The following is a 26752-nucleotide window of genomic DNA, read 5'->3' as shown; positions in this document are numbered from 1 at the left end:
CCACACCTTTGCCGCCGCGTCTCGTCCCTCAGACGGCGCGCAGCAGCAGCACCGTCCTGCCCGGCACGGTCAGCGCCCGCCCCGCGCGGTGCCGGCTGCCCGGCGGTTCCGCCTGGTCCTCGCGCGAGGTGTCGAGCAGCAGCTCGTACTCCCGGGCCCACGGCCCGCCCGGCAGGGTGAAGCGGACGGGCCGGTGGGAGGCGTGGAAGACGGCCAGGAAGCTGTCGTCGGTCACCGGGCGGCCGCGCGAGTCGTGGTGCGGGATGTCGGCGCCCGACAGGTACATCCCGAGCGTGGACGTCGGGCCGTACCAGTCGGCGTCGGTCATCTCCCGGCCCTGCGCGGTGAACCAGGCCAGGTCCCGCAGCCCCCCGGCGGACTGCGGCCGGCCGGAGAAGAAGGCCCGCCGGCGCAGTACGGGGTGCGCCCGGCGCAGCGCGATCAGCCGGGCGGTCAGTTCGCGCAGCGAGGCCCAGGCCGGATCCTCCGGCAGCGACCAGTCCAGCCAGCTGATCTCGTTGTCCTGGCAGTACGCGTTGTTGTTGCCGCCCTGGGTGCGGCCCGTCTCGTCCCCGGCCACCAGCATCGGCACGCCGGTCGACAGCAGCAGCGTCGAGAGCATGTTGCGCAGCTGGCGGCGGCGCAGCTCGCCCACGGCCGGGTCGTCGGTCTCGCCCTCGTGGCCGCAGTTCCAGGCCCGGTTGTCGTTGGTGCCGTCGCGGTTGTCCTCGCCGTTGGCCTCGTTGTGCTTGTGTTCGTACGTCACCAGGTCGCGCAGGGTGAAGCCGTCGTGGGCGGTGATGAAGTTGACCGAGGCGTACGGACGGCGCCCGCCCCACGCGTACAGGTCGCTGGAACCGGACAGCCGGTACCCCAGGTCGCGCACGTCGTGCCGGCTGCCGCGCCAGAAGTCCCGGACGGTGTCGCGGTAGCGGTCGTTCCACTCCGTCCACAGCGGCGGGAAGGCCCCGACCTGGTAGCCGCCGGAGCCGACGTCCCAGGGCTCGGCGATGAGCTTGACCCGGCGCAGCACCGGGTCCTGGGCGATGACGGCGAGGAAGGGGGAGAGCATGTCGACGTCGTGCATCGACCGGGCGAGCGCCGCCGCGAGGTCGAAGCGGAAGCCGTCGACGCCCATCTCGGTCACCCAGTAGCGCAGCGAGTCGGTGATCAGCCGGAGCACCTGGGGCTGGACGACGTGGAGGGTGTTGCCGCAGCCGGTGTAGTCGGCGTAGCGGCGCGCGTCGCCCGCCAGCCGGTAGTAGCCGTGGTTGTCGATCCCGCGCAGGGAGAGGGTCGGGCCGAACTCGCTGCCCTCGGCGGTGTGGTTGTAGACGACGTCGAGGATCACCTCCAGCCCCGCGTCGTGCAGGGCGCGCACCATCCGCTTGAACTCGCCCACCTGCTGTCCGCGGGTGCCGGTGGCGGCGTAGCCGGCGTGCGGGGCGAAGTAGCCGATCGAGTTGTAGCCCCAGTAGTTGCGCAGGCCACGGCGGAGCAGATGGTCCTCGTGGGCGAACTGGTGCACCGGCAGCAGTTCGACGGCCGTCACGCCGAGGCCGGTGAGGTACTCGATCGCCGCCGGGTGGGCCAGCCCGGCGTAGGTGCCGCGCAGTTCGGGCGGGATGCCGGGGTGGCGCATGGTGAAGCCGCGGACGTGCACCTCGTAGATGACGGAGTCGGCCCAGGGCGTCTTGGGCCGGCGGTCGTCCGTCCAGGGGTCGTCGTCGTCCACCACGACGCCCTTGGGCACGTACGGGGCCGAGTCGCGGTTGTCCCTCACAGTGTCGGCGACCGCCTGCTCCGGCCAGTCCCGGACGTGGGCGTACACCTCGGGGGGCAGCGTGAAGTCGCCGTCGACCGCCCGCGCGTACGGGTCCAGCAGCAGCTTGGCCGGGTTCCAGCGGGCACCGGTCCACGGGTCCCAGCGGCCGCCGACCCGGTAGCCGTAGCGGTGGCCGGGCAGCACCCCGGGCACGAAGCCGTGCCAGATCTCATGGGTCAGCTCGGTCAGCGGGACCCGGGTCTCGGTCCCCTCGTCGTCGAACAGGCACAGCTCCACCGACTCGGCGCCGCCCGCCCACAGGGCGAAGTTGGTGCCCGGGCGTCCGTCGGGGCCGGTGTGGAAGCGTGCCCCCAGCGGCTGCGGGCTCCCCGGCCACACCACGGTGTCCCCGGCCCCGGCGGGCCCGGGCACCGCCGGCGCGGTCTCCGGGCGCGGCAGCGGCACGGCCACGGGGGCGGTCCGGTGGCCGTTCGGGCGCAGCTTTCCGGACCGGTCGACCGATTCGTCCTCGCGCGTCTCCGACACGTGCTCGCCTCCTGCGGCTCGGGGGACGCCGGGCCCGGCCGGCGCCGGCCGTGCCCGTGCGCGGCGCGGTGTCCCTCCGCGCGCGCGTCGCGCCCTCCCGCTTTACCTTCCCGTTCACCCCGCGGCGTCACACGCGTGATCGATCGTGGGCATCGCGGACGTTTCCCCGGGGCCGTCCGGTCGTTGACCGAGCGTGACGACTGCGGTGCGGCGCGCTCTGCGCGCGGGGGCGGGGCTTGCCACCGCCATGTGGCTGGCGGGGATGCTGACGGCGTGCGGGCTCGGGTTCGGGCCGGCGGACAGCGGTGCGCCGGCCGACGACACCCCGAAGGTGTCCGAGGCGAGGATCAGGATCACTCCGGTGGACGGTGCGCGTGACGTGGAGGCGGACGACCCCTTCACGGTCGAGGCCGAGGACGGCCGCCTCACCTCCGTGCACGTCGAGGACGGGGACGGCGAGGCGGTCGAGGGCGTGTTCACCGCCGACCGGTCCCGCTGGCACCCCCGGTCGAGGCTGTCGCTCTCGGAGAAGTACACGGTGGACGCCGTCGCCGAGGACATGGGGGGCCGGCGCGCCGCCAAGCACGCGGTGTTCACCACCCTCGTCCCCAAGAACACCCTGATCGGCTACTTCACGCCCGAGGACGGCCAGACCGTCGGCACCGGCATGATCGTCTCCCTGGACTTCAACCGGCCGGTCGCCGACCGCGAGGCCGTCGAGCGTGCCGTCAGCGTCGGCTCCTCGCCCGCGGTGGAGGTCGCCCCGCACTGGTTCGGCGACCGGCGCCTCGACTTCCGTCCCCGCGAGCGCTGGCGTCCCGGCACGAAGGTGACGCTCTCGCTGCGTCTGCGCGACGTCGAGACCGCTCCCGGGGTCTACGGGGTGCAGTCCAAGGACGTCACCTTCGACATCGGCCGGGACCAGACCAGCACCGTGGACGCCGCCGCGCACACCCTGACGGTGCGCCGCGGCGGGCAGGTGACGCGCGTCCTGCCGATCTCGGCGGGCGCCCCGTCCAACCCGACGTACAACGGCTCGATGGTCATCTCCGAGAAGCTCCGGCTGACCCGGATGAACGGGGACACGGTGGGCTTCGGCGGCGAGTACGACATCCCCGACGTCCCGCACGCCATGCGGCTCACCCGCTCCGGCACCTTCGTGCACGGCAGTTACTGGGCGGCACCCGGCACCTTCGGGGCGGCCAACACCAGCCACGGCTGCGTCGGCCTCTTCGACGTGAAGGGCGGCGGCACGGCCACCCCGGCGGGCTGGTTCTTCGCGCACTCGCTCGTCGGCGACCTCGTCACCGTCGTGAACTCCCACGACCGGACCGTCTCTCCGGACAACGGCCTGGGCGGCTGGAACATGGCCTGGGAGCAGTGGGCGGCGGGCGCCTGAGGCCGGGCCCGGCGACTGGGACGGAACGGTGACAATACCGGGATCCCCAACACCGGTTCCGTGTGGTTCTCTAAGCGCAGGGTGAGGGGGACTCACACTTGGGCCACGGGGCCACGGGCCGGTTTTGGGGAGAAGACAGTTGAAGGCGATACAGGGCGCGCCGGGCGCAAGGCGGACCACCTTGGCCCTGGCGGTGGGGGCGATGCTGCTCCTGGTCAGTGCGTGCGGGGGCAGCGCCAGCGGCGACAGCAAGGACGGGGACAAGGCCAAGCCGGGGGCCTCGGCCTCGCAGGGCGGCAAGGGCGACACGACCGAGTCGCAGGCCGTCGTCACCATCGCGCCGGAGGACGGCGCCGACGAGGTGGCCACGACGGGGGACCTCAAGGTCACCGCCGGCAAGGGCAAGCTGACCTCGGTCGTGGTGAAGAGCGGCAAGGGCGACCCGGTCGAGGGCAAGATATCCACCGACGGCACCAGCTGGGAGCCGACCGAGACGCTCGGCACCTCCACCAAGTACTCGGTGGACGCGATAGCCAAGGACGGCGCGGGCCGTGAGTCGGCCAAGCACGCGAGCTTCACCACGGTCACCCCGAAGGACACCTTCATCGGCTTCTTCACCCCCGAGGACGGCCAGACGGTCGGCGTCGGCATGCCGGTCTCGCTCAAGTTCAACCGGGCGATCACCGACAAGAAGGCGGTCCAGGACGCGATCAAGGTGACCGCGAACCCCTCGGTGCCCGTCGTCGGCCACTGGTACGGCGACCAGCGCGTGGACTTCCGTCCCGAGAAGTACTGGGCCAAGGGCACCAAGATCACCCTCTCCCTGCGGCTGAACGGCGTCGAGGCGGCGAAGGGCGTCTACGGGACCCAGTCCAAGGACGTGCACTACACCATCGGCCGCAGCCAGGTGAGCATCGTGGACGCCGCGAAGCACACGATGAAGGTCTACCGCGACGGCAAGTTGGCGAAGACCATACCGATCACCTCGGGTGGGCCCGGCACGACGACCTACAACGGCAAGATGGTCATCACCGAGCGGTACAAGGTGACCCGCATGAACGGCGACACCGTGGGCTTCGGCGGCGAGTACGACATCAAGGACGTGCCGAACGCCCAGCGGCTGACCACCTCGGGCACCTTCATCCACGGCAACTACTGGGCCTCGCCCGGGACGTTCGGCAACTCCAACGTCAGCCACGGCTGCGTGGGCCTGCGGGACGTGCGCGGCGGCAACGGCGACACCCCGTCCTCGTGGTTCTACAACAACTCGATGATCGGCGACGTCGTGGAGGTCAAGAACTCCCACGACAAGACCGTGCAGTGGTGGAACGGGCTCAACGGCTGGAACCTGCCGTGGAGTCAGTGGACCCCGGCCTCCTGACGCGCCCCGTGAGGCACGTCGCAGCGTAAACGGGCGTTCACGGATACCCTCGTCGGCCATGACAGTTAATCTCGAGGTCGACGAGGGTGTCGGCACCATCCGCCTGGACCGCCCCCCGATGAACGCCCTGGACATCGCGACCCAGGACCGGCTCCGCGAGGTCGCGGAGGAGGCGTCCGGGCGCGAGGACGTGAGGGCCGTCGTGATCTGGGGCGGCGAGAAGGTGTTCGCGGCGGGCGCGGACATCAAGGAGATGCAGGTCATGGACTACGAGGCCATGGCCGTGCGAGCCCGCGCACTGCAGGACTCCTTCACGGCGGTCGCCCGGATCCCCAAGCCGGTGGTGGCCGCCGTGACCGGTTACGCCCTCGGTGGCGGCTGTGAACTCGCGCTCTGCGCCGACATCAGGATCGCCGCGGAGGACGCCAGGCTCGGCCAGCCCGAGATCCTGCTCGGCCTCATTCCCGGTGCGGGCGGCACGCAGCGACTGTCGCGCCTGGTGGGCCCCGCCAAGGCGAAGGACCTCATCTTCACCGGCCGCATGGTCAAGGCCGACGAGGCCCTCACCATCGGCCTGGTGGACAAGGTGGTCCCGGCCGGGGAGGTGTACGCGCAGGCCCGCGCCTGGGCCGAGCGGCTGGCCCGCGGGCCGGCGCTGGCGCTGCGCGCGGCCAAGGAGGCGGTGGACGCCGGCCTGGAGACCGATCTGGAGACCGGCCTCACCATCGAACGGAACCTGTTCGCAGGACTGTTCGCCACCGAGGACCGTACGACGGGCATGCGCAGCTTCGTCGAGGACGGTCCGGGCAAGGCGAAGTTCCGCTAGAACCAATCCGGTTGAGTGACAGCCGGCACCCGTCGGGTCGCCTTAAGCCGACCTTAAGAGGACCTTAAGGCGACCTGCGCCGAATTCCCCGTCCGTTCGTCGCGGGCGCCCTCTTCGTGCAGGTGAGGGGGGTCGCATAAGATCCACCATTGCCCTTGACATATGCCAGTACGGCAACTCGGAATGACGTGTTCCGCCCCGTCAATTCCCCCGATCCGCCCCGAACCGCCGTTGCGTACGGCCATCATGAGAGCATGGCGGGGCAGCAGGGAGCATCTGAGCAGCCGCAGCGGGTAACGGTCCCGGCGGCGGGGTGGCCGCCCACGGCGGTCGACGATCTGGCGGCGACGTCCCTCGATCTGTTGGGGAATCCCTCCGTGGACGAGGTGCGGCTCTCCTCGCGCCCGGAGTCCGCGGCCACGGCCCGACGGCTCGCCCGGTCGGTGCTGCGGCTCTGGGGCCTTCCCCAGTTCGACGACGTCGTCGAGTTACTCGTCTCCGAACTCGTGGGCAATGCCGTGCGTCACACGGGGGCCCGTACCTTCGGTCTGCGCATGCTGCGCCGCCGCGGCTGGATCCGGGTGGAGGTGCGCGACCCGTCCCGGGCGCTGCCCTGCCTGATGCCGGTGCGCGAGATGGACGTGAGCGGGCGGGGGCTCTTCCTGATCGACAAGCTCGCCGACCGCTGGGGCGTGGACCTGCTGCCGCGCGGCAAGACCACCTGGTTCGAAATGCGGGTCATGGACCGCTGAACGGCAAATGAACATCTGACCTGCGTTTGCAAGGTCAGTGTCCCACCTCACTCCCACATCGTGAGGTTTCGGCCGCGATGTCTCGTATAGTTGTGGAGCAACGACCCCCATGACCCGGGCTCGGTCGTCCCATGGCGTCGTGGATCACACCCCCTGGCTCCACGGCGAATCGAGAGGCCCCAGCAGCGTCGCACAACGATGCGCAGGGGCCTCTTTCGTCTTCCGGCGGGACACGCCGACAAGGGTGACCATTCCGGCGACCGGGCGATACCGGGGTGATCGTGGGCATATGATCGCACTGCGCACGCTGCGCCGGCTTTGCGCCGCCGCCCTTTCGCTGGGGGTGCTCGCACTCCCCGTCTGCACGGCCGCCGCGGCCGTCGCCCCGGGTCTTCCACGTGACCCGGCCGTCCCCGAATGGTGCCCCGTCGTCCCGGACCGGCTCTACGCCGCCGCGGACACCAACGTCGACCTCGACCGGATCAGGCCCGACGAACCGGCCTGGCGCTCCAACTGCAACGCCCTCTTCCGCGGGGACGAGCGCTCGCCGGAGTCCGTCTTCAAGGACGGACTCCGTCCCGAGAACGTGAGCGACGGCGAGTACGACCTGCAGGCCTACGCCCGGCGGGAGCAGCCCTCGCCGTTCGTGGCCACCACCTACGACCGAGAGTTCCTCAAGCAGCAGACGACCGCCTACCACTACTACATCGACGCCCCCGGGGGCATCGAGCTCGACGAGACCCTCGGCACCCGGGAGCTGCGCTCGGCCCGCACCGGCGTGGTCTTCCCCGGGGGCGTCGCACGGCAGTTCATCGTGAAGGCCTGCCCGGTGGACAAGGCCACCAAGGCCGAGCTCACGGCCCGGTGCGTGCCCAACCCCGCGTACTCGCCGTGGCGCGGCTGGCCCGCCCCCGACTGGACGGGGGTGAAGGAGCCCGCCGCCCCGCCCGCCGCCCAGCCGGAAACACCACCGGCCGGCCGGCCCTCCGCCCCGCCGGCCGTCCAGCAGGGCACACCACCGGCCGCCCGGCCCTCCGCGCCTCCGGCGGCCCCGCCGGGCGCGTCACCGGCCGGCCGTCCGGCCGCCCCGCCCGCCGCCCAGCCGGGCGCGCCCCGGTCCTCGGTGGAGGCCGGGGACGGTCCGGTGGGCTGACGGCGTCCGCGGCGCCCTGCCCGTTACGCGGTGCGGTGACCGGCCCCGGCCGGTCACCGCACCCGGGGCGGGGGCGGGGGCGGGGGCGAACGGGAACGGCGGCCACCAGCGCTCCCGTGAGCGTGGTGGCCGCCGTCAGCCGGTCGACCGTTCCCCCGTGCCGCCTGCGGGGCGCCGCTTTCAGCCCAGTCGCAGCACCGCGGTGAGCACCTCGTCCAGCGTCGCCGCGGGGTCCTCCACGGCGTCACGGCTCCGCCATGCGACGAAACCGTCAGGGCGGACCAGGATCGCGCCGCTCGGCGTCATGCCGTGCACCGCCGTCCAGTCCGTACCGGCCTCGGGCACCAGGTCGGCCTGGGTGGACTCGCCGAGCCGGTACGCCTCCAGCGGCACCCCGAGGCGCTCCGCGACCGTGCGGGCCGCGTCGTGCCAGGCCGTGCCCTTCGGCCCGTCGCCGGTGAGCAGCACCATGGAGCGTTCGTACAGGTCCAGCGTGGAGCGGCGCTCGCCGTCCCGGGTGGTCACCCACACGTGCGGGGAACGGCCGCCGGGTTCGGCGACCGGGCGGAAGTCCTCGGGGACGACCGGGCGCCCCGGGTCCGCGCCGAGGAACGCGCCCTCGGGGTAGCGGTAGCCCAGCGCGACCACCAGGACGCCCTTCTGGGGTCCGCCGCCGGCCGGCGGCGCGTAACCGGGGTGGGCGTGCTCGGCGGAACGGGCGGAGGCCCGCTCGCTGGTGGCCACGGCGACCGGGCGGCGCTCGGCCTCGTACGTCTCCAGCAGCCCCGGCCCGGCCCAGCCGCCGGTGACCGCGGCGAGTTTCCACGCCAGGTTGTGGGCGTCCTGGATACCGGTGTTGGAGCCGAAGGCCCCGGTGGGCGACATCTCGTGGCACGAGTCGCCGGCCATCAGCACCCGCCCGCGCCCGTAGGAGTCGGCGACCCGCTCCGCGGCCCGCCAGGGGGCCCGGCCGGTGATCTCGATCTCCAGGTCCGGCACACCCACCGCGGTGCGGATGTGGGCGGCCAGCCGCTGGTCGGTGAAGTCCTCCGTCGCCTCTCCCCGCTCGGGGTGCCAGGGCGCGTGGAAGACCCAGTTCTCCTGGTTGTCGACGGGCAGCAGCACACCGTCGGCGTCCGGATTGGTCAGGTAGCAGGCGATGAAGTAGCGGTCGCCCACCGCGTCGGCCAGCCGCTTGGCTCGGAAGGTCGCGCTGATGTTGGCGAACAGGTCGCCGCTGCCGGTGTGCCCGATGCCCAGGGCGCTGCGCACCGGGCTGCGCGGACCGTCGGCCGCGATCAGGTAGTCGGTCCTGACGGTGCTGCGCTCGCCGGTCTCCCGGTCCATCAGCTCGCAGGTGACACCGTCGTCGTCCTGGGTGAACGAGACCAGCTCGGTGCTGAAGCGCAGGTCGCCGCCGAGCCCCCGGGCGTAGTCCAGGAGCACCGGCTCCAGGTCGTTCTGGCTGCACAGGCACCAGCCGCTGGGGCTGATGCCGGACAGCCGGCCGCCCGGGTCGATCTCCCGGAACAGCCACTCCGCGTTGTCCGAGGTCAGGGATTCGGCCTGCAGGATGCCGTGGTTGTCGGCGAGTACGGAGGCGGCCCGCCGGATCAGCGGCTCGGCCCCCGCCGTACGGAACAGCTCCATGGTCCGCAGGTTGTTGCCGCGGCCACGGGGGTGGATGGAGGTACCCGGGTGCTTCTCGACGAGGACGTGCCGGACGCCGAGCCGGCCCAGGAAGACTGAGCTGGAGAGCCCGACGAGGGAGCCCCCCACGATGAGGACCGGGACCCGGTCTTCGGCCTGTGGAGTCATAGCTCCCTTGATGCCCGATTACCGGGGGTATTTTCGCCCGTCACCCAATTGGATCACATATCTCGCACCGGTTGGGCCACCACAGCACGATCGTTGGACGACGGACCTCGGGGGTTGCTAGCTCTCGGAAGAGGTGGAATATGCCGGCCCAGGCCGAAAAGGTCTCGCAGTCCGCGCTCGATGGCAATCGCCTGCGCGTCGTCCTCATGCTTGAAGTTGAAGACGGCGCCGAGCAGCGGTTTCTTGACGCGTATGACCAGATGTGCCGCCACGTGGCTGCCGTGCCAGGACACGTCAGCGACCAGTTGTGCCAGTCGATCGAAAATCCCTCGCAATGGCTGATCACCAGTGAGTGGGAGAGTGCGCTGCACTTCCTCGCCTGGGTGGACAGCCCGACCCATCTGGAGATGGTGCAGCCGATGCACGGCTGCGTGAAGGACACCCGCTCGCTCCGCTTCGGGGTGCTGCGGGAGACCCGTACCTCCTACGAGTCCGGTCGCATGCAGACCGTGCCGCGGGTCGGGGACGGGATCATCCGCCACGCCATCACCTTCACCGTGAAGCCCGGCAGCGAACAGAAGGTGGCGGACATCCTGTCCGGCTACACCTCGCCGCAGGCCGTGGTCGACGAGAACACGCGGCTGTGCCGCACCTCGCTGTTCATGCACGGCAACCGTGTCGTGCGCGCCGTGGAGGTGGAGGGCGACCTTGCCAGGGCACTGCGCCACGTCGCCCGCCAGCCCGAGGTGCGGGCGGTCGAGGAAGCCATCAACCCCTACCTGGAGGTGGACCGGGACCTCAACGACCCGGGCTCGGCACGGGAGTTCTTCGCCCGCGCCGCGCTCCCGGCCGTACACCACGTCGCCAGGGGCGCCGACCGGCCGGAATCCCTGAGCCGGCACGCCCTGATCTACCCGGCCAAGGCGGGCTCCGGCCCGGCCGTGGCCAAGATGCTCGCGCAGCAGGACGAGGAGGCCGTGGACGTCCCCAAGGGGCCGCTCGCGCGCAGCACCGTCTACCTCCGCGAGGACATCGTGGTGCGACTGGTGGACCTGCGGGTCCCGGTGGAGGAGGTTCCGCTGGTCGCCGTGGGCGCCGCCGGCAAGCACAAGGCCGGCGTCCTCGCCAGGCTGCTCGACCTCGGTCCCGACTGGGACCTCGCGGACGAGCAGGGCCTGAAGCGGTTCCTCGCCGAGTGCGACATGCGCATGGTCACCGACCGCAGCGCGGCCACGTCCTGACCCGTTCGAGCGATTGGCAGCCGGCAGGTACCGGCCGGCCCGGGGTGCGCCCCGGGCCGGCCCCCGCCGGAGGAGGCAAGCATGGATGATCTTCTGACCAACGAACGGAACGTTCCGTTCACGCCGACCATCGTGAATCTGGGGGACACCCCGCACAACCGCCGCCGCGGCGGCGACCTGCGGGCGATGCTCACCCCGACCGCGTGCGGCGCCACCAGCGGCTTCATGGGCGTGGCGCTCGTGGACCCCGGTGACCGGATCGGCGAGCACTACCACCCGTACTCCGAGGAGTTCGTGTACGTGGTCTGCGGTGCGCTGGAGGTGGACCTCGACGGCGAGCCCCACGTGCTCCGCCCGGAGCAGGGCCTGATGATCCCGCCGTACGTCCGCCACCGCTTCCGCAACGTGGGCGACACCGAGGCCCGGCTCGTCTTCCACCTCGGTCCGCTCGCTCCGCGCCCGGAGCTGGGCCACGTCGACACCGAGGTCACCGAGCAGACCGAGGACGCGGCGTCATGACCCGCCGGGTGGCGGTCACCGGGGCCGGTGTCGTCGCCCCCGGCGGTGTCGGGGTCCCCGCTTTCTGGGAACTGCTCACCGCCGGCCGGACGGCGACCCGCGGGATCACGCTCTTCGACCCGACGGGCTTCCGGTCCCGCATCGCCGCCGAGGTCGACTTCGACCCGGCGGCCTGCGGGCTGACCCCGCGGGACGTGGAACGCGCCGACCGGTACGTCCAGTTCGCGCTCGTCGCGGCCGCCGAGGCGGTCCACGACGCCGGGCTGGAACTGGACGAGGAGGACCCCTGGCGGGTCGGGGTCTCCCTCGGCACCGCTGTCGGAGGCACCACCCGGCTGGAACACGACTACATACGCGTCAGCGAACGCGGCGCCCGCTGGGACGTCGACCACCGCCAGGCGGGTGCGCATCTGCACCGGGCGTTCGCGCCCAGCGCGCTGGCCTCGGAAATAGCCGAACGGCACGGCGCCCGCGGCCCCGTGCAGACCGTCTCCACGGGCTGCACCTCCGGCCTCGACGCCGTGGGCTACGCGTTCCAGACGATCGAGGAAGGGCGCGCCGACATCGTCATCGCCGGTGCGTCCGACTCCCCGATCTCACCCATCACGGTGGCCTGTTTCGACGCCATCAAGGCCACCTCCCCCAACAACGACGACCCGGCCCACGCATCCCGGCCCTTCGACGCCCGCCGCGACGGCTTCGTGATGGGTGAGGGCGGCGCCGTGCTCATCCTGGAGGAACTGGAGCACGCCAAGGCGCGCGGGGCCCGGATCTACTGCGAGATCGGTGGCTACGCCACGTACGGCAACGCCTACCACATGACCGGGCTCACCACCGACGGCCTGGAGATGTCCGAGGCCATCGACCAGGCCCTGGACCACGCCAGGATCGACCCGGGCGGCGTCGACTACGTCAACGCGCACGGCTCGGGCACCAAGCAGAACGACCGCCACGAGACCGCGGCGGTCAAGCGCTCGCTGGGCGCACATGCCTACTCCACGCCCATGAGCTCCATCAAGTCCATGGTCGGCCACTCGCTGGGTGCGATCGGCGCCATCGAACTCGCCGCCTGCACCCTGGCCCTCGCCCACGGCGTGGTGCCGCCCACCGCCAACTACGAGACCCCGGACCCCGAGTGCGACCTGGACTACGTCCCGCGCACCGCCCGTGAGCTGAAGCTGCGCACCGTGCTGTCCGTCGGCAGCGGGTTCGGCGGCTTCCAGTCCGCGGTGGTCCTCAACCGACCGGAGGGGAGCCAGCGATGAACACGCAAGCGGTGGTCACCGGCATCGGCGTCGTCGCACCGAACGGCATCGGAGCCGACGCCTTCTGGAAGGCGACCAGGGAAGGCGTCGCCGTCCTCGATGCGGTCACCCGCGAGGGCTGCCAGGGCCTGCCGCTTCGCGTCGCGGGAGAGGTCCGCGGCTTTGACGTGTCAGCGGTCGTCGAGGGCCGCTACACGGTGCAGACCGACCGGTTCACCCACTTCGCGATGGCGGCCGCCGACCAGGCAATCGCCGACTCGGGACTGCGTTTCGACGAGGAGGCCCCCTTCGACATCGGAGTGGTGACCGCGGCCTGCTCCGGCGGCGGCGAGTTCGGCCAGCGCGAACTGCAGCACCTGTGGGGCAAGGGACCGCGCTTCGTCGGCCCGTACCAGTCCATCGCGTGGTTCTACGCCGCCAGCACCGGACAGATCTCGATCCGCGGCGGCTTCAAGGGCCCCTGCGGCGTGGTCGCCAGCGACGAGGCCGGCGGTCTCGACGCCATCGCCCACGCGTGCCGCAACATCACCCGCGGCACCGGCACCCGGGCCGTCGTCGTCGGCGCCGCCGAGGCGCCGCTGGCGCCGTACTCGGGTGTCTGCCAGCTCGGATACGAAGAACTCAGCCTGGAGGAGGACCCCGAACGGGCCTATCTGCCCTTCACCCGGCACGCCCGTGGCTTCGCCCCCGCCGAGGGCGGCGCGATGCTCGTGGTCGAGGACCCCCGGCACGCCGCCGGCCGCGGGGCCGAGGTGCAGGCCGTCATCGCGGGGCACGGCGCCACCTTCACCGGGGCCTCGCGCTGGGCGGAGTCCCGTGAGGGACTGGGCCGCGCCATCCGCGACGCCCTCGCGGAGGCCGGCTGCGCACCCGGGGACATCGATGTCGTCTTCGCGGACGCGCTCGGCACCCCGGAGGCGGACCGCGCCGAGGCGGGGGCACTGGCCGACGTGTTCGGCAAGCGCGCCGCGAAGATCCCCGTGACCGCCCCCAAGACCGGCACCGGACGCGCCTACTGCGGCGCCCCGGTGCTCGATGTGGCCGCCGCCGTGTTCGCCCTGCGGCACGCAGTCGTGCCCCCCACCCCCAACGTCACCGACACCTGCCACGACCTCGACCTGGTCACCGGCCGGCCCCGGCCGGCGGAACTGCGGACCGCGCTGGTGCTCAGCCGCGGCCTGATGGGTTCCAACTCGGCCCTGGTCGTCCGGGCGTAGCGCAGGCTCAGTGAAGGAGAGCTCTTCCATGAGCAAGGAACTGACCTACGGCGAACTCGCCGCCCTGATGAAGTCCAATGCCGGCATCACCGTCGACGTGGCCCTGCTGAGCGGCCACCCGGAGACACCCTTCGCCGAGTACGGCCTGGACTCGCTCGGCCTGCTCGGCATCGTCGGCGCCCTGGAGAACGACCGGGGCATCCCGATCGCCGGCGACGCCGACTCGTGCAAGACCCCCGGCGCCTTCATGGACGTCATCAACACCTCACTCAAGGCAGGAGTCTGACCCATGCCCGGCCACACCGAGAACGAGATCACCATCCCCGCCCCCATGGACGTCGTCTGGGACGTCACCAACGACGTGGAGGGCTGGCCGGACCTGTTCAGCGAGTACGCCTCCGTGGACATCGTCGAACGCGAGGGCGACCGGGTCGTCTTCCGGCTCACCATGCACCCCGACGAGCACGGCCAGGTCTGGAGCTGGGTGTCCGAGCGGACCGCCGACCGTGCCACCCGCACGGTGCGCGCGCACCGGGTCGAGACCGGCCCGTTCCAGTACATGGACATCCACTGGCAGTACGAGGAGGTCCCCGGCGGCACCCGGATGCGCTGGACCCAGGACTTCGCCATGAAGCCCGGCGCCCCCCTCGACGACGAGGCGATGACCGACCGGATCAACGAAAACTCCAAGATCCAGCTGGAGCTGATCCGCGAGCGGATCATGCAGCGCCACGGCGGCGGCGCGGCATGAACAGCTACCGCAGCCTGATCGTGGCCAGGATGAAGCCCGGAGTCGAGGAGCAGGTGGCGCAGGTCTTCGCCGAGTCGGACAAGGGCGAACTGCCCGGTCTGATCGGGGTCACCGGGCGCAGCCTGTTCCAGTTCGGCGACGTGTACCTGCACCTGGTCGAGGCCGACCGGCCGCCCGGCCCGGAGGTCGGCAGGTACAAGGACCACCCGGCGTTCCGGGACATCAGCGAGCAGCTGTCGTCCTTCATCTCCGCGTACGACCCCGAGACCTGGCGCGAGCCCAAGGACGCCATGGCCCGGGAGTTCTACCGCTGGGAGCGCAGTGGCTGACAAGGCCACCGCCGAGCCGGACTGGGTGCGCTGCGAGCGCTGTGCCGCGCTCGTCTACGGCAAGCGCTACACCCGTACGCTGCGCGTCTGCCCCGAGTGCGGCGCGCACGGCCGGCTCACCGCCCGGCAGCGGCTCGACCAGCTGCTGGACGCCGGCTCCTGCAGGCCGCTCGCCGCGGAGCGCGGCGAGCGGCCGGCGGAGCAGGACCCGCTGGGTTTCACCGACACCCGCCCGTACGCCGAGCGGCTGCGCGAGGCCCGGGCGGAGACCGGGATGGACGAGGCCGTCGTCTGTGTGCGCGGCACCGTCGAGGGGCAGCCGGCCGTGGTCGCCGCGATGGACTTCCGCTTCCTCGGCGGCAGCCTCGGTCTGGAGGTCGGTACGCAGATCACCCGGGCCGCCCGGACCAGTCTGCGGCGGCGCGTCCCCCTGCTGCTGGTGACCGCCTCCGGCGGCGCCCGTATGCAGGAGGGCGCCCTGTCGCTGATGCAGATGGCCAGGACCGCCCAGGCGCTCGCCGAACTCGACGAGGCGGGCGTCCTCGTGGTGTCCCTGGTCACCGACCCCACCTACGGCGGCGTCGCCGCCTCCTACGCCACCCTCGCCGATGTCATCATCGCCGAACCCGGCGCCCGCCTGGGCTTCGCCGGACCGCGCGTCATCGAGCAGACCACCGGCCAGCGGCTGCCCGAGGGCTTCCAGACCGCGGAGTTCCTCCTCTCGCGCGGCCTCATCGACGACGTCGTCCCGCGTGCCGCGCTCCGTCCGACGCTGGCCCGGCTGCTGCGGCTGCGCTCCGGGGAGGGGCCCACGCGGCCGGGTGGGCACCGCCCCGCCGAGCGGCCCCGGCCGGCGACCGTGCCGCGCGGGCCCGCCGTACACGTCGTCCGCACGGCGGACGAGCTGCCGGAGCGGGACGCCTGGGAGGCGGTGCGCCTGGCCCGGCACCCGATGCGGCCCACGGCCGCCGACTACGCAGCCCATCTGCTCCAGGACTTCCACGAGTTGCACGGCGACCGGCTGGCCGCCGACTGCCCGGCCGTCATCGGCGGGCCGGGCCTGCTGCACGGCAGCCCCGTCATGCTGATCGGCCATCACAAGGGCGGCCCCGGGCTGGAGGAGCGCCGGCGGCGGCACTTCGGCATGGCCACCCCGGCCGGCTACCGGAAGGCCGCCCGCCTGATGCGGACCGCCGCCAAGCTGGGCATGCCGGTGGTGACCCTCATCGACACCCCGGGTGCCAACCCGGGTCCGGAGGCGGAGAGCGGCGGCCAGGCCCTCGCCATCGCGGAGAACCTGCGGCTGATGGCCCGGCTGCCCGTACCGGTCGTCGCCGTGATCACCGGCGAGGGCGGCAGCGGCGGGGCACTGGCCTTCGCCGTCGCCGACCGGGTCCTGGTCAGCGCCAACGGCATCTACTCCGTGATCAGCCCCGAGGGCTGCGCCGCGATCTTGTGGAAGGACCCCGGCGCCGCCCCCGCCGCGGCCGCCGCCCTGCGGCTGCACGCCCGCGATCTGCTCCGGCTGGGCATCGTCGACGGCGTGATCCCCGAACCGCCCGACGGTGCCCACGGGGACCACGCCCACGCGGCCGCCCTCGTCGGCGGCGCGCTCTCGGCCGCCCTGGACGAACTGCGTCCCTGGGCCGCCGACCGGCTGCTGGCCGAGCGCCGCGACCGGTTCCACCGTTTCGGCCGACTGGAGGAGGAGGCAGCACCGTGACACTCCACGGCGACGACAGGACGGCCCGCCCCCCGGGCGCGGGCAAGGCCCTCAACGGAACGTCCCCCGGCGGTGCGCCGGCCGGGCTCCCGGCGCTGGAGGCGGTCTGCCGCAGCGCCACCGAGCTGGCCCGCTCCATGCCCACCCCGCCGCGGCGGATCAGGCTGCGGCACGGGCAGACGGCGGTCGAGATCGAATGGCCGGAACCGCGGGCACAGTACCCGGCGGGCACCACCGGGCCCGCCTCCGCACCCGCACCGGAGGCGGCACCCGCGACTGCTCCCGCGGCGGCCTCCGCACCTGCTCCGGCGTCCGCCGCCGGGGGACGGAGCCAGGGCGCACCGGAGGCGCAAGAGGCGCACGGAGCGCACGATTCCACGTCGCTTCACTACGTCTGCGCCCCCACGGTGGGCACCTTCTACCATGCCCCCGAGCCGGGCGAGCGCCCCTGCGTCTCCGTCGGCGACCTCGTCCGCCCCGGCCAGCCCGTGGGCGTCCTGGAGGTCATGAAGATGATGAGCATCGTCGAGGCGGACGTGGCCGGCCGGGTCGTGGAGGTCGTCGTGCCGGACGGGCAGCCCGTCGAGTTCCAGCAGCAGCTGATCGCACTGGAGCCGATACCGGTGGGGGAGTGAGGGCCCGTGTTCTCCACCGTCCTGGTCGCCAACCGTGGCGAGATCGCGCTGCGGGTCGCGCGCGCCTGCCGTGAACTCGGCATCCGGACCGTCGCGGTGTACTCCACCGCAGACCGCGACTCGGCCGTCGTCCGCTTCGCCGACGAGGCCGTGCACATCGGACCGCCCCCGGCGAGGGCGAGCTACCTCAACATCCCCGCCGTCATCGAGGCCGCCCGCCGCACCGGCGCGCAGGCCGTCCACCCCGGTTACGGCTTCCTGTCGGAGGACCCCGACTTCGCCGAGGTGTGCGAGGCCAACGGCCTCACCTTCATCGGGCCCTCCCCGGACGTGCTCTCCCGGCTGGGCGACAAGGCCGCCTGCCGCGCGCTGATGGCCGAGGCAGGACTGCCCGTGCTGCCCGGCAGCACGGGCCCGCTGGCCGGGGCCGCCGACGCGAAGGAGGCGGCGCAGCGGACCGGTTACCCGGTGATCCTCAAGGCCGTCGCGGGCGGCGGGGGACGCGGCATGGCCGTGGTCACCGACCCGGACCGGCTGCTCGACACCTACCGGCGCACCGCGGCGCACGCCCGCTCCGTCTTCGGTGACGACCGGCTCTACCTGGAGCGGTACGTCGAGCGGGCCCGCCATGTGGAGGTGCAGGTGCTCTGCGACCGGCACGGCGCCGTCGTCCACCTCGGCGAGCGCGACTGCTCGGTGCAGCGGCACCACCAGAAGCTGGTCGAGGAGACCCCCGCCCCGGACCTGCCGGCCCGGCTGAGGTCGGCCATGTGCGACGCGGCCGTCCGCGGGGCCCGGGCCGTCGGCTACACGGGCGTGGGCACCTTCGAGTTCGTGCTCACCCCCGAGCGCGACTTTCACCTGATGGAGGTCAACTGCCGCCTCCAGGTGGAGCACCCGGTCACCGAGATGGTCACCGGGATCGACCTGGTCCGGGAGCAGATCCTGGTCGCCGCCGGGCATCCGCTGACCCTGCGCCAGGAGGACGTCGTGCACCGCGGGGTCGCCGTGGAGTGCCGCGTCAACGCCGAGGACCCCTCGCGCGACTTCGCCCCGACCCCGGGCCTGCTCACCGAGTTCGAGGCCCCCGGCGGCCCCTTCGTACGGGTGGACACCCACGCCTTCCCCGGCTGGCGGATCGGGCCCGACTACGACTCCCTGCTCGCCAAGGCCGTCGTCTGGGCCCCGGACCGGGAGCGGGCGCTGGCCCGGATGGACCGCGTCCTGGAGGAACTGCGGGTGCGCGGCGAGGGCGTGTGCACCACGGCCGGCTTCCTGCGGAAGGTGCTGGCCCGCCCGGAGTTCCGGGCGGGCCGGCACACCACCGGTCTGGTGGGGGAGATGACCGGCTAGCCGGTCACCGGGCCCCGCCGACCGTGCTGTGCAGGGCGTGCAGGTAGGCGTTGACCGGGCTCACCTCGCCCACCTGCAGCCCGGCCTCCGTCATCAGCTTCACCATGCTGTCCCGCGTGTGCTTCTGGCCGCCGACGTTCAGCAGCAGGAGCAGGTCCATGGCGGTGGTGAAGCGCATGGACGGCGTGTCGTCGACGAGGTTCTCGATGACGATCACCTTGGTGCCGGCGCCGCCCGCCGCGACGACGTTGCGCAGCGTGCGCCGCGTGCTGTCGTCGTCCCACTCCAGGATGTTCTTGATGATGTACAGGTCGGCGGCCACCGGGATGTCCACCCGGCAGTCCCCGGGCACCAGCCGGGCCCGAGCGGCGAGCGGACCGCCCTCGCGCAGCCGTGGGTCGGCGCCGGCCACGACCTTCGGCAGGTCCAGCAGCGTGCCCTGCAGCTCGGGGTGCTTCTCCAGCAGCGCGGCCAGCACGTGTCCCTGGCCGCCGCCGATGTCGGCGACCGAGCCGACGCCGGACAGGTCGAGCAGCGCGGCGATGTCCTCGGCGGACTGCCGGCTGGAGGCGGTCATGGCGCGGTCGAAGACCCGGGCGCTCTCGCGGGCGTCGTCGTGGAGGTACTCGAAGAACTCCTTTCCGAAGACCTCCGGGAAGATGTTGCGGCCGCCGCGCACCGCCTCGTCCAGCCGCGGCCAGACCTCCCACGTCCACGGCTCGGTGCACCACAGCGCGATGTAGTGCAGGGTGTTCGGGCTGTCCTTGCGGAGCATCCGCGACATCTCGGTGTGGGCGAAGCGGCCGTCCGCCTGCTCCTCGAAGACCCCGTACGAGGCCAGGGCGAGCAGCAGCCGGCGCAGCTGGCGCGGCGCGGTGCCGACCATGGCCGCGAGCTCGTCGACGGGCGACGGGTCCTTGCCGAGCGCGTCCGGCACGCCGAGCCTGACCGCGGCCCGTACGGCGGCGGCACAGGCGGCGCCGAAGACGAGCTCGCGCAGCCGCATCGCCGGCGGAGTGGCGGCCTCGGCGCGCGCCGCGTTCGCGGTGCCGTCCGCGCTGGTGGTTTCTGTCAAGGTCATTCCTCGCACAACCCCTTCGGTTCGGAGACGCGGCACGTGTTGTCACGGAGGACATTCGCGGTGCCCCGGTCACGGTCGGCCAGATCGGCCGGGCTGTTGCCCAGGGTCGTGTTGCCCCGGACGGTGTTGCCGGTGTCGGGGGCGCCCACCACGCTGCGGAAGAGCACGATCCCGCCGGACATCGGTGAGGTGCCGTGGTTGTCCACGACCCGGTTGCGGACCACCAGGGTCCGCTCTGCCCCCGTCAGCACGATCCCGGCACCCTGGATGAAGGGGAGCCGGGCGTTGGGCGGGCAGTACTTGTTGTTCGCCGCCACGAGGTTGTCGGAGACGGTCAGGCCCCCGGCCCGCGGGACGCCCTCGTCGCCGACGACGAAGACGCCGCCGCAGTTGGCGGTGATCTGGTTGTCGACGACCCCCAGGTTGCGCACCCGGCGCAGCACGACCCCGATCCGGTTGCCCGTCAGCTCGTTGCCGCTGACGCGGGTGCGCCGGGTGTCCAGCGCGCCGCCCTCCGCGTCGGCGGTGTTGGCCAGGAAGATCCCCGACTCGCCGTTCTGCCGGGAGACGTTGTCGCGCAGGAGCGTGCGCACCGAGTGCTGGACACCGATGCCCTGGTGCCCGTTGTGCTCGGCGGTCACGTCACCGACCTCCAGACCGTCGGTCCAGGAGGCGTCGACGCCGTTCTTGCGGAAGCCGGAGACCGACAGCGACAGCAGCCGGACGCCGTCCAGGCCGCTCTGCTCCGTTCCGGTGACGCACAGCCCGTGGCCCGCCTGGGCGCAGGCGTTCCCGTCGGGCCGCGCGTCCGGGGTGAGGACGGTGTCCGCGCCGTGGCCGACCAGCGTGAGCCGGGGCTTGGTCACGTTGACGCTGCCCGGGTAGGTCCCGGGGAGGATCTTGATGACGTCGCCCGGCCGGGCCCGGTCCACCGCGGCCTGGACGGACTCCCCGGGCCGGACGACGAGCGCGCCCGGCGACGCCGCCTCGGCCCCGGGAATGGCGCACAGCCCCAGCACACTGACGACCGCGGCCACGGCGGCCGCGTGGGGCCGACGAAGTGTCATGACTGCCGTACCTGCTTTCCGGGCGACGTCCCGAGTCACCCGAAATCTGACGCTATGAGTGGTTCTGGCGGATCGCCACTCTGCCGGGGCATCAGAGGCGGCGGCGCGCGGAGGACCGCACGGGCACCACCACCCGGTGACCGAGCACCCCCGCGTCCACCGTTCCGTCGGCCGCCGCGTACCAGAGCCAATGGGCGCCCGGGACATGGCCGACCGTCAGGACCGTCCAGCCGCCGCCCTTCGGGCCCGCCAGCGCCGCCAGCAGGCGGGCCTCCTCGGCGTCCGGCCGGTGCAGCAGCACGACCAGCCCCGCCGTTGCCTGCGGAGTGCCCGCCCCGCGCAGCGCGGGGATCTGACGGACGGTCCGGACGCGGAGCACGGCGGGGGGCCCGGGCAGGTCGCCGGCACCGGGTCCCACGGCGACCAGCACGGTGCGGGCCGCGGGCGCCGCCTCCAACACCCCGTCCACCAGGGCGAGCACCGCGTCCCGCGCGACGGCCGGATCCCCGAGCACGCTGAGGACGCCGCCGATCCGCGCGAGGTTCACCAGCACCTGGCCCCGGCCGACCGCGCCGAGCCTGGTCAGTTGGGGAAGCGGCCCCGGACCGGGGGCGGGTGTGCCGACCGGTGCGAGACCTCGCGGTGCCCGCCCCGCGCACCGAGGAGTCCAGCTGCTCGGGGGTGTACCCGTTGACGGCGATGATCTCCACGTCGGTGATGCCCATCCAGCCGAGGACGCCGCGGACATAGGGGGCGTGGAAGTCCATGGGCGCCAGGGCCGGGTCGTCGAAGTCGCTGCCGGACGCCCGCAGTACGACCGCCTTCTTGCCCTTCAGCAGGCCCTCCGGGCCGTCCTCGCCGAAGGCGAAGGTGCGGCCCGCCATCATCACCTGGTCGATCCACGCCTTGAAGGCGGCGGGCACGCCGAAGTTGTACATCGGCACGCCCAGCACCAGGACGTCGGCCTCCTCCATCTCGCGGATCAGCCGCTCGGAGGCGGCCACCGCGGCCTCGGTGCCGGCGTCGGCGGCCTCGGCCGGGCCGAAGACCCCGGTGATCCACTCGGGCGAGACGAACGCCGGGGTGTCGAGGGCGAGGTCGCGGTAGGTGACGGTGCCGTGCGGGTCGTTGTCCTTCCAGGCGTCGACGTACGCGGCGGACAGCCGGCGGCTCGCGGAGCCCTCGGTGCGGGCGCTGGAGTCGATGTGCAGCAGGTGAGCCATGGGGTTCCCCGAAAGATGCTGGATCGCGCAATCCATATCCCGGGTTGGGCGGAGCGCGATCGGCGGTCGGTCGTCCTGCCGCGATAGGGGAGATTTTGTTGAAATGTAAACTAGAGAGAGTTCAATCACTCTGGGGCAGGCAGGGCGTGCGGGTTGAGGGTCGCCAGCATCCGCTGCAGGTCGGCCCGGACACGTCCCTGTTCCTGAGGGTCGAAGGGGGAGAGGGCCTCCTCCTCGGCGGGGGTGATGGCCCGCTCGGCGCGGACCGCCAGGTCCTCGCCCTGCGGGGTGACGCTGATCTCGATGATCCGGCCGTGCGTCGGATGGGCCCGCCGCTCGACCAGTCCGCGCTCGGTCAGCCCCTGGACGGCGGTGCCCATGGACTGCGCCGTGACCCCGCACCGGCGCGCCAGTTCCGCGCCCGACATCGCTCCGTTCACGGTGAGCCGCATCAGGCCGCTGAACTGCGTCTGGGTCAGTCGCAGCGGGCGCAGCGCCTGCTCGATGCGGATCGCGTACGCCTGTGAGAGCTGCCAGATCAGATAGCCGATGTGCTCGCTGGGGTCGCTCACGGGCATGTCGGACACCTTCCTTTTATCTGTTAACTTATATAAGTCAACTTACATCACAGGAGGGATCCTCCCCGGTGGACACCGTGATCATCACTGATGCGCATCCCCCTGCGGACGAACCTCCGTCGCACCACCGCCACCGGCACCGGCACGTCCCGGGGCCGCAGACCGACGCACCGCCCGCCCGGCCGGGACTGACCGGCCCGAAGGCCGTGATCACCCCGGTGATCTCGGTGCTCGTCGTCGGGCTCGCCTTCGTGAGTGTCTTCCTCGCCGCCTTCCACACGCCCACGGCGCACCGGCTGCCGGTGGCGGTCGTCGCCTCGGACCACTCGGCGGCCCTGTTCGACGTCCGCCTCCAGCGCATCGCGCCCGAGGCCTTCCAGGTCGACCGCTACCCCGACGCGGCGTCGGCCCGGGACGCCGTGGAGCACCGCCAGGCCTACGCGGCCTACCTCTCCGACGGCGACAAGTCCAAGGTCGTCTACGCCGGCGCGAACGGCCCCGCGGTGTCCGCACTGGTCACCCCCCTGGCCTCGGTCCCGCACGGCGAGGCCCACAAGATCCCCGTGGTGGACATCCTGCCGCTCTCGTCCGGCGACAGCAGGGGGCTGTCGGTCTTCTACGCCTCCTTCGGGCTGATCCTGGCCGGCTTCCTCTTCGGTCAGCTCACCTACCAGGTCGCGCCACGGCTCTCCTTCGGCCAGCGCGTCCTGAGCCTCGCCCTCTTCGCCGTCCTCGGCGGCCTGGCCACCACGCTGATCGCCTGCACGGCCTTCGGCGCGATACCCGGTCCCTTCATCGGGATCTTCGGCGTCGTCACGCTCATGGCCGGCGCCGTCGCCGCCGCCACGGTCGCGCTCATCCGGGTCTTCGGCCCGGCGGGTGTGCCCCTGGGCTCCATCTTCATGCTCATCATCGGCAACGCCACCAGCGGCGGCGTCCTCCCGCCGTCCTTCCTGCCGAGCTGGCTGCAGCCGCTGGCCTCCGTGATGCCGGCCGGGGTCGGCGTCCGCGCCATGGACGGACTCTCCTACTTCCACCACGACGGCCTGACCCGCGGGATCGTCATCCTCTGCTGCTGGATCGCGGCGTGCGTGGGCACCATGTTCCTGCTCGACCGCATCGCGGCGACCTCGGGGATCGTGCACGCGGCCACCCGCTGACGGGAGGGCTGCTCCCGGGGGCGCAGCCGGCCGGCCTCCCCACGGACGACGACCGGCCGCGCCGCCCCCGGCAGGCTGGGGCCATGGCGACGACCACCACCCCCGCGGCCCCGGGACGAACCCTCGACGGCCCCCGCACGGCAGACCGCGTGTGCCACGCGACCGGCGCCGTGCTGATCCTCTCGGGCCTGTTCCACCTCGCCGTCCTCGCGGTGGACGGCGGCCCCTGGGACGGCCCGGTGTCCTGGCGCAAGCCCGCGACCTTCGGGCTCTCCTTCGGCCTGACCCTCGTCGCGGTCGCCTGGGTCACCTCGTACCTGGACATCGGCGCGCGCCTGCGCACCCTGCTGCTGGTCGTGTTCGCCGCCGACTGCGCCGTCGAGGTCGCCGGCATCACCCTGCAGGCGTGGCGGCGCGTGCCGTCGCACCTCGACATGGAGACCGGCTTCGACACCGCGGTCTCCATGACCCTCGCGGCCGGCGGCGGCGTCCTCGTCGCCGTCCTGTCGGCCTTCGCTTTTGTGTCCTTCCGGCGCCGGCCCACCGGCCCCGCCGGCATGCCCCTCGCCCTGCGCGCCGGTTTCGCGATCCTGCTCGTCGCCCTGCTCTCCGGCGCCGCCATGATCGCCCGCGGCGTCTACCTCACCCGCACCGGCCACCAGACCGCCGCCTACGCCTCCACGGCCCCCCTCAAGCCCCTGCACGGCGTGAGCCTGCACGCCGTCCTCGTCCTGCCCGCCCTCGCCCTGCTCCTGTCCCGCACCCGTCTGACCGCCCCGGCGACGACGCGCGTCCTCCGCACCGCCACCGCCTGCTACGCCCTCGCGGTCGCGGCGACAGCCGTGTGGGCGGTGCTCACGTACCGCTGACGCGGAGTCCCGGTCCGGTGGCGCCCGGCATCATGCGGACCTGGCGGCCGACGCGAGGGGGCGGTTGCGCCGGGTCCGCGAGGCCGACCTCGCCGTGCCGCGCAGGCTCCTCGCCACGGTGGAGCACCGCCCGATGACCGACGAGGACCGCGTGGTGGCCGCATTTCGTCGGCGGCTGATCTCCCGAGGGCGGACGGCCGTGCTGCCGAGGCCGTGCGAGACGGTCGGCGGATCGCGGGAGAGGCGAAGGGCCGCACCAAGGAGCCGGGCGCGACGCCGGCATCGCCTACGGGCAGCCACTGAGGAGGATGACCGATACCTCCGATACCCGAGACCACGCGGTACGCCCTCATCGTGCCCACCTCCGGCCGCCATGCAGCCCGACGTGTCGTGTACGAGGTCACGGACACCGGCAGGGTGCGGCCAGAGGTCGACTGACCCCTCCGTGGCCGGGCTCAGGGCGCCGACTCGTCGGTTCCGCCCGGGCGAGGGCCGGTCGCGGAACGGGCGGGTACGTCTCGAGCCGATCGCGGGGTTCGCGGGGTGGGTGCCGCCGAGCGCGGCAGGACCCCGGCCGCTCCGGGGGGATCCGGGCGGGCGGGGTCCCTTGGCGTCAGCACTCGATGACGTTGACCGCGAGCCCGCCCCGCGCCGTCTCCTTGTACTTGACCTTCATGTCGGCCCCGGTCTCCTTCATGGTCTTGATGACCTTGTCGAGGGAGACGTGGTGCCGTCCGTCCCCGCGCATCGCCATGCGCGCGGCGGTGACGGCCTTGACCGCGGCCATCCCGTTGCGCTCGATGCAGGGGATCTGGACGAGCCCGCCGACGGGGTCGCAGGTGAGGCCGAGGTTGTGCTCCATACCGATCTCCGCGGCGTTCTCGACCTTCTCCGGGCCCCCGCCGAGGACCTCGGCGAGGCCGCCCGCCGCCATGGAACAGGCGGAGCCGACCTCGCCCTGGCAGCCGACCTCGGCGCCGGAGATGGAGGCGTTCTCCTTGAAGAGCATGCCGATCGCGCCGGCCGCGAGCAGGAAGCGGACGACGCCGTCCTCCCGCTCGGCCTCCGACGACTGCCCGGCCACGAAGTTCACGTAGTAGTGCAGGACGGCCGGGATGATGCCGGCGGCGCCGTTGGTGGGGGCGGTGACGACGCGGCCGCCCGCGGCGTTCTCCTCGTTGACGGCCATGGCGTACAGGGTGACCCACTCCATGGCGTGCGCCGCCAGGTTGCCCTCGGCGCGCAGCTGGCGGGCGGTGGCCGAGGCGCGGCGGCGGACCTTGAGGCCGCCCGGGAGGATGCCCTCGCGGGTCAGCCCGGCCCGCACGCAGTCCTGCATGACGCGCCAGATCTCCAGCAGGCCCGTGCGGATCTCCGCCTCGGTGCGCCAGGCCTTCTCGTTCTCCAGCATCAGGCCGGAGATGGACAGCCCGGTCTCCCGGGTGAGCCGGAGCAGTTCGTCGCCGGTGCGGAAGGGGTACTTCAGCACGGTGTCGTCGAGCTTGATGCGGTCCTCGCCGACCGCGTCCTCGTCGACGACGAAGCCGCCGCCCACCGAGTAGTAGGTCTTCTCCAGCACGGGCGCGCCGGTCTCGTCGTACGCGAAGAGCGTCATGCCGTTGGCGTGGTACGGCAGCGAGCGGCGCCGGTGCAGGACCAGGTCGTCGGCGGAGAACGGGATGTCGTGGGCGCCGAGCAGGCTGATGCGGCCGCTGCTGCGGATGTGCTCGACCCGCTCGTCGGCGGTGTCGACGTCGACGGTGCGGGGGGAGTGCCCCTCCAGGCCCAGCAGCACCGCCTTGGGGGTGCCGTGACCGTGGCCGGTCGCGCCGAGCGAGCCGAACAGTTCGGCGCGTACGGAGGCGACACCCGCCAGCAGGTCGTCGTTCTTCAGCCGCTGGGCGAACATCCGCGCGGCGCGCATCGGGCCCACCGTGTGGGAGCTGGAGGGGCCTATGCCGATCGAGAAGAGGTCGAAGACGGAGATGGCCACGGTGCGATGACTCCTCGGATTCGCGGACCCCGTTGTCCGCGGGCGGCCGGCGGGTTCGCCGCCGGAGTGGTACGTGGGCGGCGTGGGTGCGCCGCACTTGCTCCAGTG

24 protein-coding genes and 1 pseudogene are annotated in these 26752 nt (G+C 72.6%); 17 read left to right on the top strand and 8 right to left on the bottom strand.

What is annotated here, in order from left to right; translation table 11 throughout:
• Window positions 1-28: 28 nt before the first annotated feature.
• The gene (glgX, locus tag OIE69_RS14345; protein WP_392567507.1) at window positions 29-2311 is read right to left on the bottom strand and encodes a glycogen debranching protein GlgX; all 2283 of its coding nucleotides are present in this window, start codon (window positions 2309-2311) and stop codon (window positions 29-31) included.
• A gap of 262 nt (window positions 2312-2573) precedes the next feature.
• Here glgX and OIE69_RS14340 point away from each other — a divergent pair, with 262 nt between their 5' ends.
• The 5 genes from OIE69_RS14340 to OIE69_RS14320 all read left to right on the top strand — a co-directional run bounded on the left by OIE69_RS14340 (window position 2574) and on the right by OIE69_RS14320 (window position 7822).
• Window positions 2574-3710, top strand: coding sequence for a L,D-transpeptidase (locus OIE69_RS14340; RefSeq protein WP_326581147.1), 1137 nt, complete (start codon window positions 2574-2576; stop codon window positions 3708-3710).
• Between the two features lie 202 nt (window positions 3711-3912).
• The gene (locus tag OIE69_RS14335; protein ID WP_326581145.1) at window positions 3913-5091 is read left to right on the top strand and encodes a L,D-transpeptidase; all 1179 of its coding nucleotides are present in this window, start codon (window positions 3913-3915) and stop codon (window positions 5089-5091) included.
• 58 nt (window positions 5092-5149) lie between these two features.
• Window positions 5150-5917 carry an enoyl-CoA hydratase/isomerase family protein gene (locus tag OIE69_RS14330; RefSeq protein ID WP_326572341.1) on the top strand — a complete coding sequence of 256 codons (768 nt, stop codon included), beginning with the start codon at window positions 5150-5152 and terminating at the stop codon, window positions 5915-5917.
• 149 nt (window positions 5918-6066) lie between these two features.
• Window positions 6067-6669, top strand: a complete 603-nt coding sequence (locus OIE69_RS14325) for an ATP-binding protein (RefSeq protein WP_392567506.1) — start codon at window positions 6067-6069, stop codon at window positions 6667-6669.
• A gap of 289 nt (window positions 6670-6958) precedes the next feature.
• Complete coding sequence (locus OIE69_RS14320) at window positions 6959-7822, top strand: scabin-related ADP-ribosyltransferase (RefSeq protein ID WP_326572339.1); 864 nt, start codon at window positions 6959-6961, stop codon at window positions 7820-7822.
• 180 nt (window positions 7823-8002) lie between these two features.
• On the opposite strand, the gene OIE69_RS14315 is transcribed toward OIE69_RS14320, so the two are convergent.
• The gene (locus tag OIE69_RS14315; RefSeq protein WP_326572338.1) at window positions 8003-9640 is read right to left on the bottom strand and encodes an FAD-dependent oxidoreductase; all 1638 of its coding nucleotides are present in this window, start codon (window positions 9638-9640) and stop codon (window positions 8003-8005) included.
• A gap of 140 nt (window positions 9641-9780) precedes the next feature.
• On the opposite strand from OIE69_RS14315, the gene OIE69_RS14310 reads away from it, so the two are divergent.
• The 10 genes from OIE69_RS14310 (at window position 9781) to OIE69_RS14265 (ending at window position 18673) form a co-directional block, all read left to right on the top strand.
• Window positions 9781-10881 carry a SchA/CurD-like domain-containing protein gene (locus tag OIE69_RS14310; protein ID WP_326572337.1) on the top strand — a complete coding sequence of 367 codons (1101 nt, stop codon included), beginning with the start codon at window positions 9781-9783 and terminating at the stop codon, window positions 10879-10881.
• A gap of 81 nt (window positions 10882-10962) precedes the next feature.
• Window positions 10963-11400 (top strand): cupin domain-containing protein, encoded by a 438-nt coding sequence (locus OIE69_RS14305; RefSeq protein ID WP_089225060.1) that lies wholly within the window; start codon window positions 10963-10965, stop codon window positions 11398-11400.
• A complete protein-coding gene (locus tag OIE69_RS14300; RefSeq protein ID WP_326572336.1) occupies window positions 11397-12665 on the top strand; it encodes a beta-ketoacyl-[acyl-carrier-protein] synthase family protein in 1269 nt (422 codons plus the stop codon). Before OIE69_RS14305 ends, OIE69_RS14300 begins: the two co-directional genes overlap by 4 nt.
• Window positions 12662-13882, top strand: a complete 1221-nt coding sequence (locus OIE69_RS14295) for a ketosynthase chain-length factor (RefSeq protein ID WP_326572335.1) — start codon at window positions 12662-12664, stop codon at window positions 13880-13882. Before OIE69_RS14300 ends, OIE69_RS14295 begins: the two co-directional genes overlap by 4 nt.
• 28 nt (window positions 13883-13910) lie before the next feature.
• On the top strand, window positions 13911-14168 hold the full coding sequence (locus OIE69_RS14290; protein WP_326572334.1) for an acyl carrier protein: 258 nt from the start codon (window positions 13911-13913) through the stop codon (window positions 14166-14168).
• A 3-nt stretch (window positions 14169-14171) separates the two neighbouring features.
• Window positions 14172-14633 carry an SRPBCC family protein gene (locus OIE69_RS14285; protein WP_326572333.1) on the top strand — a complete coding sequence of 154 codons (462 nt, stop codon included), beginning with the start codon at window positions 14172-14174 and terminating at the stop codon, window positions 14631-14633.
• On the top strand, window positions 14630-14962 hold the full coding sequence (locus tag OIE69_RS14280; RefSeq protein WP_326572332.1) for a TcmI family type II polyketide cyclase: 333 nt from the start codon (window positions 14630-14632) through the stop codon (window positions 14960-14962). The genes OIE69_RS14285 and OIE69_RS14280 overlap by 4 nt, the downstream gene beginning before the upstream one ends.
• Complete coding sequence (gene accD, locus OIE69_RS14275; protein WP_326572331.1) at window positions 14955-16685, top strand: acetyl-CoA carboxylase, carboxyltransferase subunit beta; 1731 nt, start codon at window positions 14955-14957, stop codon at window positions 16683-16685. Before OIE69_RS14280 ends, accD begins: the two co-directional genes overlap by 8 nt.
• The gene (locus OIE69_RS14270) at window positions 16682-17320 is read left to right on the top strand and encodes an acetyl-CoA carboxylase biotin carboxyl carrier protein (protein WP_326572330.1); all 639 of its coding nucleotides are present in this window, start codon (window positions 16682-16684) and stop codon (window positions 17318-17320) included. Before accD ends, OIE69_RS14270 begins: the two co-directional genes overlap by 4 nt.
• 6 nt (window positions 17321-17326) lie before the next feature.
• Window positions 17327-18673: an acetyl-CoA carboxylase biotin carboxylase subunit gene (locus OIE69_RS14265; RefSeq protein ID WP_326572329.1), complete on the top strand. Its 1347-nt coding sequence runs from the start codon at window positions 17327-17329 to the stop codon at window positions 18671-18673.
• Between the two features lie 4 nt (window positions 18674-18677).
• Here the strand turns inward: OIE69_RS14265 and OIE69_RS14260 are convergent, their stop codons facing one another.
• The 5 genes and pseudogenes from OIE69_RS14260 to OIE69_RS14240 form a co-directional block, all read right to left on the bottom strand.
• Complete coding sequence (locus OIE69_RS14260; protein WP_089225051.1) at window positions 18678-19754, bottom strand: methyltransferase; 1077 nt, start codon at window positions 19752-19754, stop codon at window positions 18678-18680.
• On the bottom strand, window positions 19751-20821 hold the full coding sequence (locus tag OIE69_RS14255) for a right-handed parallel beta-helix repeat-containing protein (protein WP_326572328.1): 1071 nt from the start codon (window positions 20819-20821) through the stop codon (window positions 19751-19753). The genes OIE69_RS14260 and OIE69_RS14255 overlap by 4 nt, the downstream gene beginning before the upstream one ends.
• Window positions 20822-20912: 91 nt before the next feature.
• Window positions 20913-21368, bottom strand: a complete 456-nt coding sequence (locus OIE69_RS14250) for a hypothetical protein (RefSeq protein ID WP_326572327.1) — start codon at window positions 21366-21368, stop codon at window positions 20913-20915.
• Between the two features lie 184 nt (window positions 21369-21552).
• Window positions 21553-22044 (bottom strand): annotated as a pseudogene (locus tag OIE69_RS44755) (FMN-dependent NADH-azoreductase); the annotation flags it as partial.
• A 125-nt stretch (window positions 22045-22169) separates the two neighbouring features.
• Window positions 22170-22622 (bottom strand): MarR family winged helix-turn-helix transcriptional regulator, encoded by a 453-nt coding sequence (locus tag OIE69_RS14240; protein ID WP_326572325.1) that lies wholly within the window; start codon window positions 22620-22622, stop codon window positions 22170-22172.
• Window positions 22623-22690: 68 nt separating this feature from the next.
• On the opposite strand from OIE69_RS14240, the gene OIE69_RS14235 reads away from it, so the two are divergent.
• Window positions 22691-23782 (top strand): ABC transporter permease, encoded by a 1092-nt coding sequence (locus tag OIE69_RS14235; protein ID WP_326572324.1) that lies wholly within the window; start codon window positions 22691-22693, stop codon window positions 23780-23782.
• A gap of 83 nt (window positions 23783-23865) precedes the next feature.
• The gene (locus tag OIE69_RS14230; RefSeq protein WP_326572323.1) at window positions 23866-24651 is read left to right on the top strand and encodes a hypothetical protein; all 786 of its coding nucleotides are present in this window, start codon (window positions 23866-23868) and stop codon (window positions 24649-24651) included.
• A 613-nt stretch (window positions 24652-25264) separates the two neighbouring features.
• Here the strand turns inward: OIE69_RS14230 and OIE69_RS14225 are convergent.
• The gene (locus OIE69_RS14225) at window positions 25265-26644 is read right to left on the bottom strand and encodes an L-serine ammonia-lyase (protein WP_089225042.1); all 1380 of its coding nucleotides are present in this window, start codon (window positions 26642-26644) and stop codon (window positions 25265-25267) included.
• Window positions 26645-26752: the final 108 nt, after the last annotated feature.

The sequence above is a fragment of the Actinacidiphila glaucinigra genome (assembly GCF_035918135.1).
Lineage (GTDB): Bacteria > Actinomycetota > Actinomycetes > Streptomycetales > Streptomycetaceae > Actinacidiphila > Actinacidiphila glaucinigra.
The sequence above is the reverse complement of the archived record's forward strand: the minus strand, read 5'-3'. Positions and strand labels throughout refer to the sequence as shown.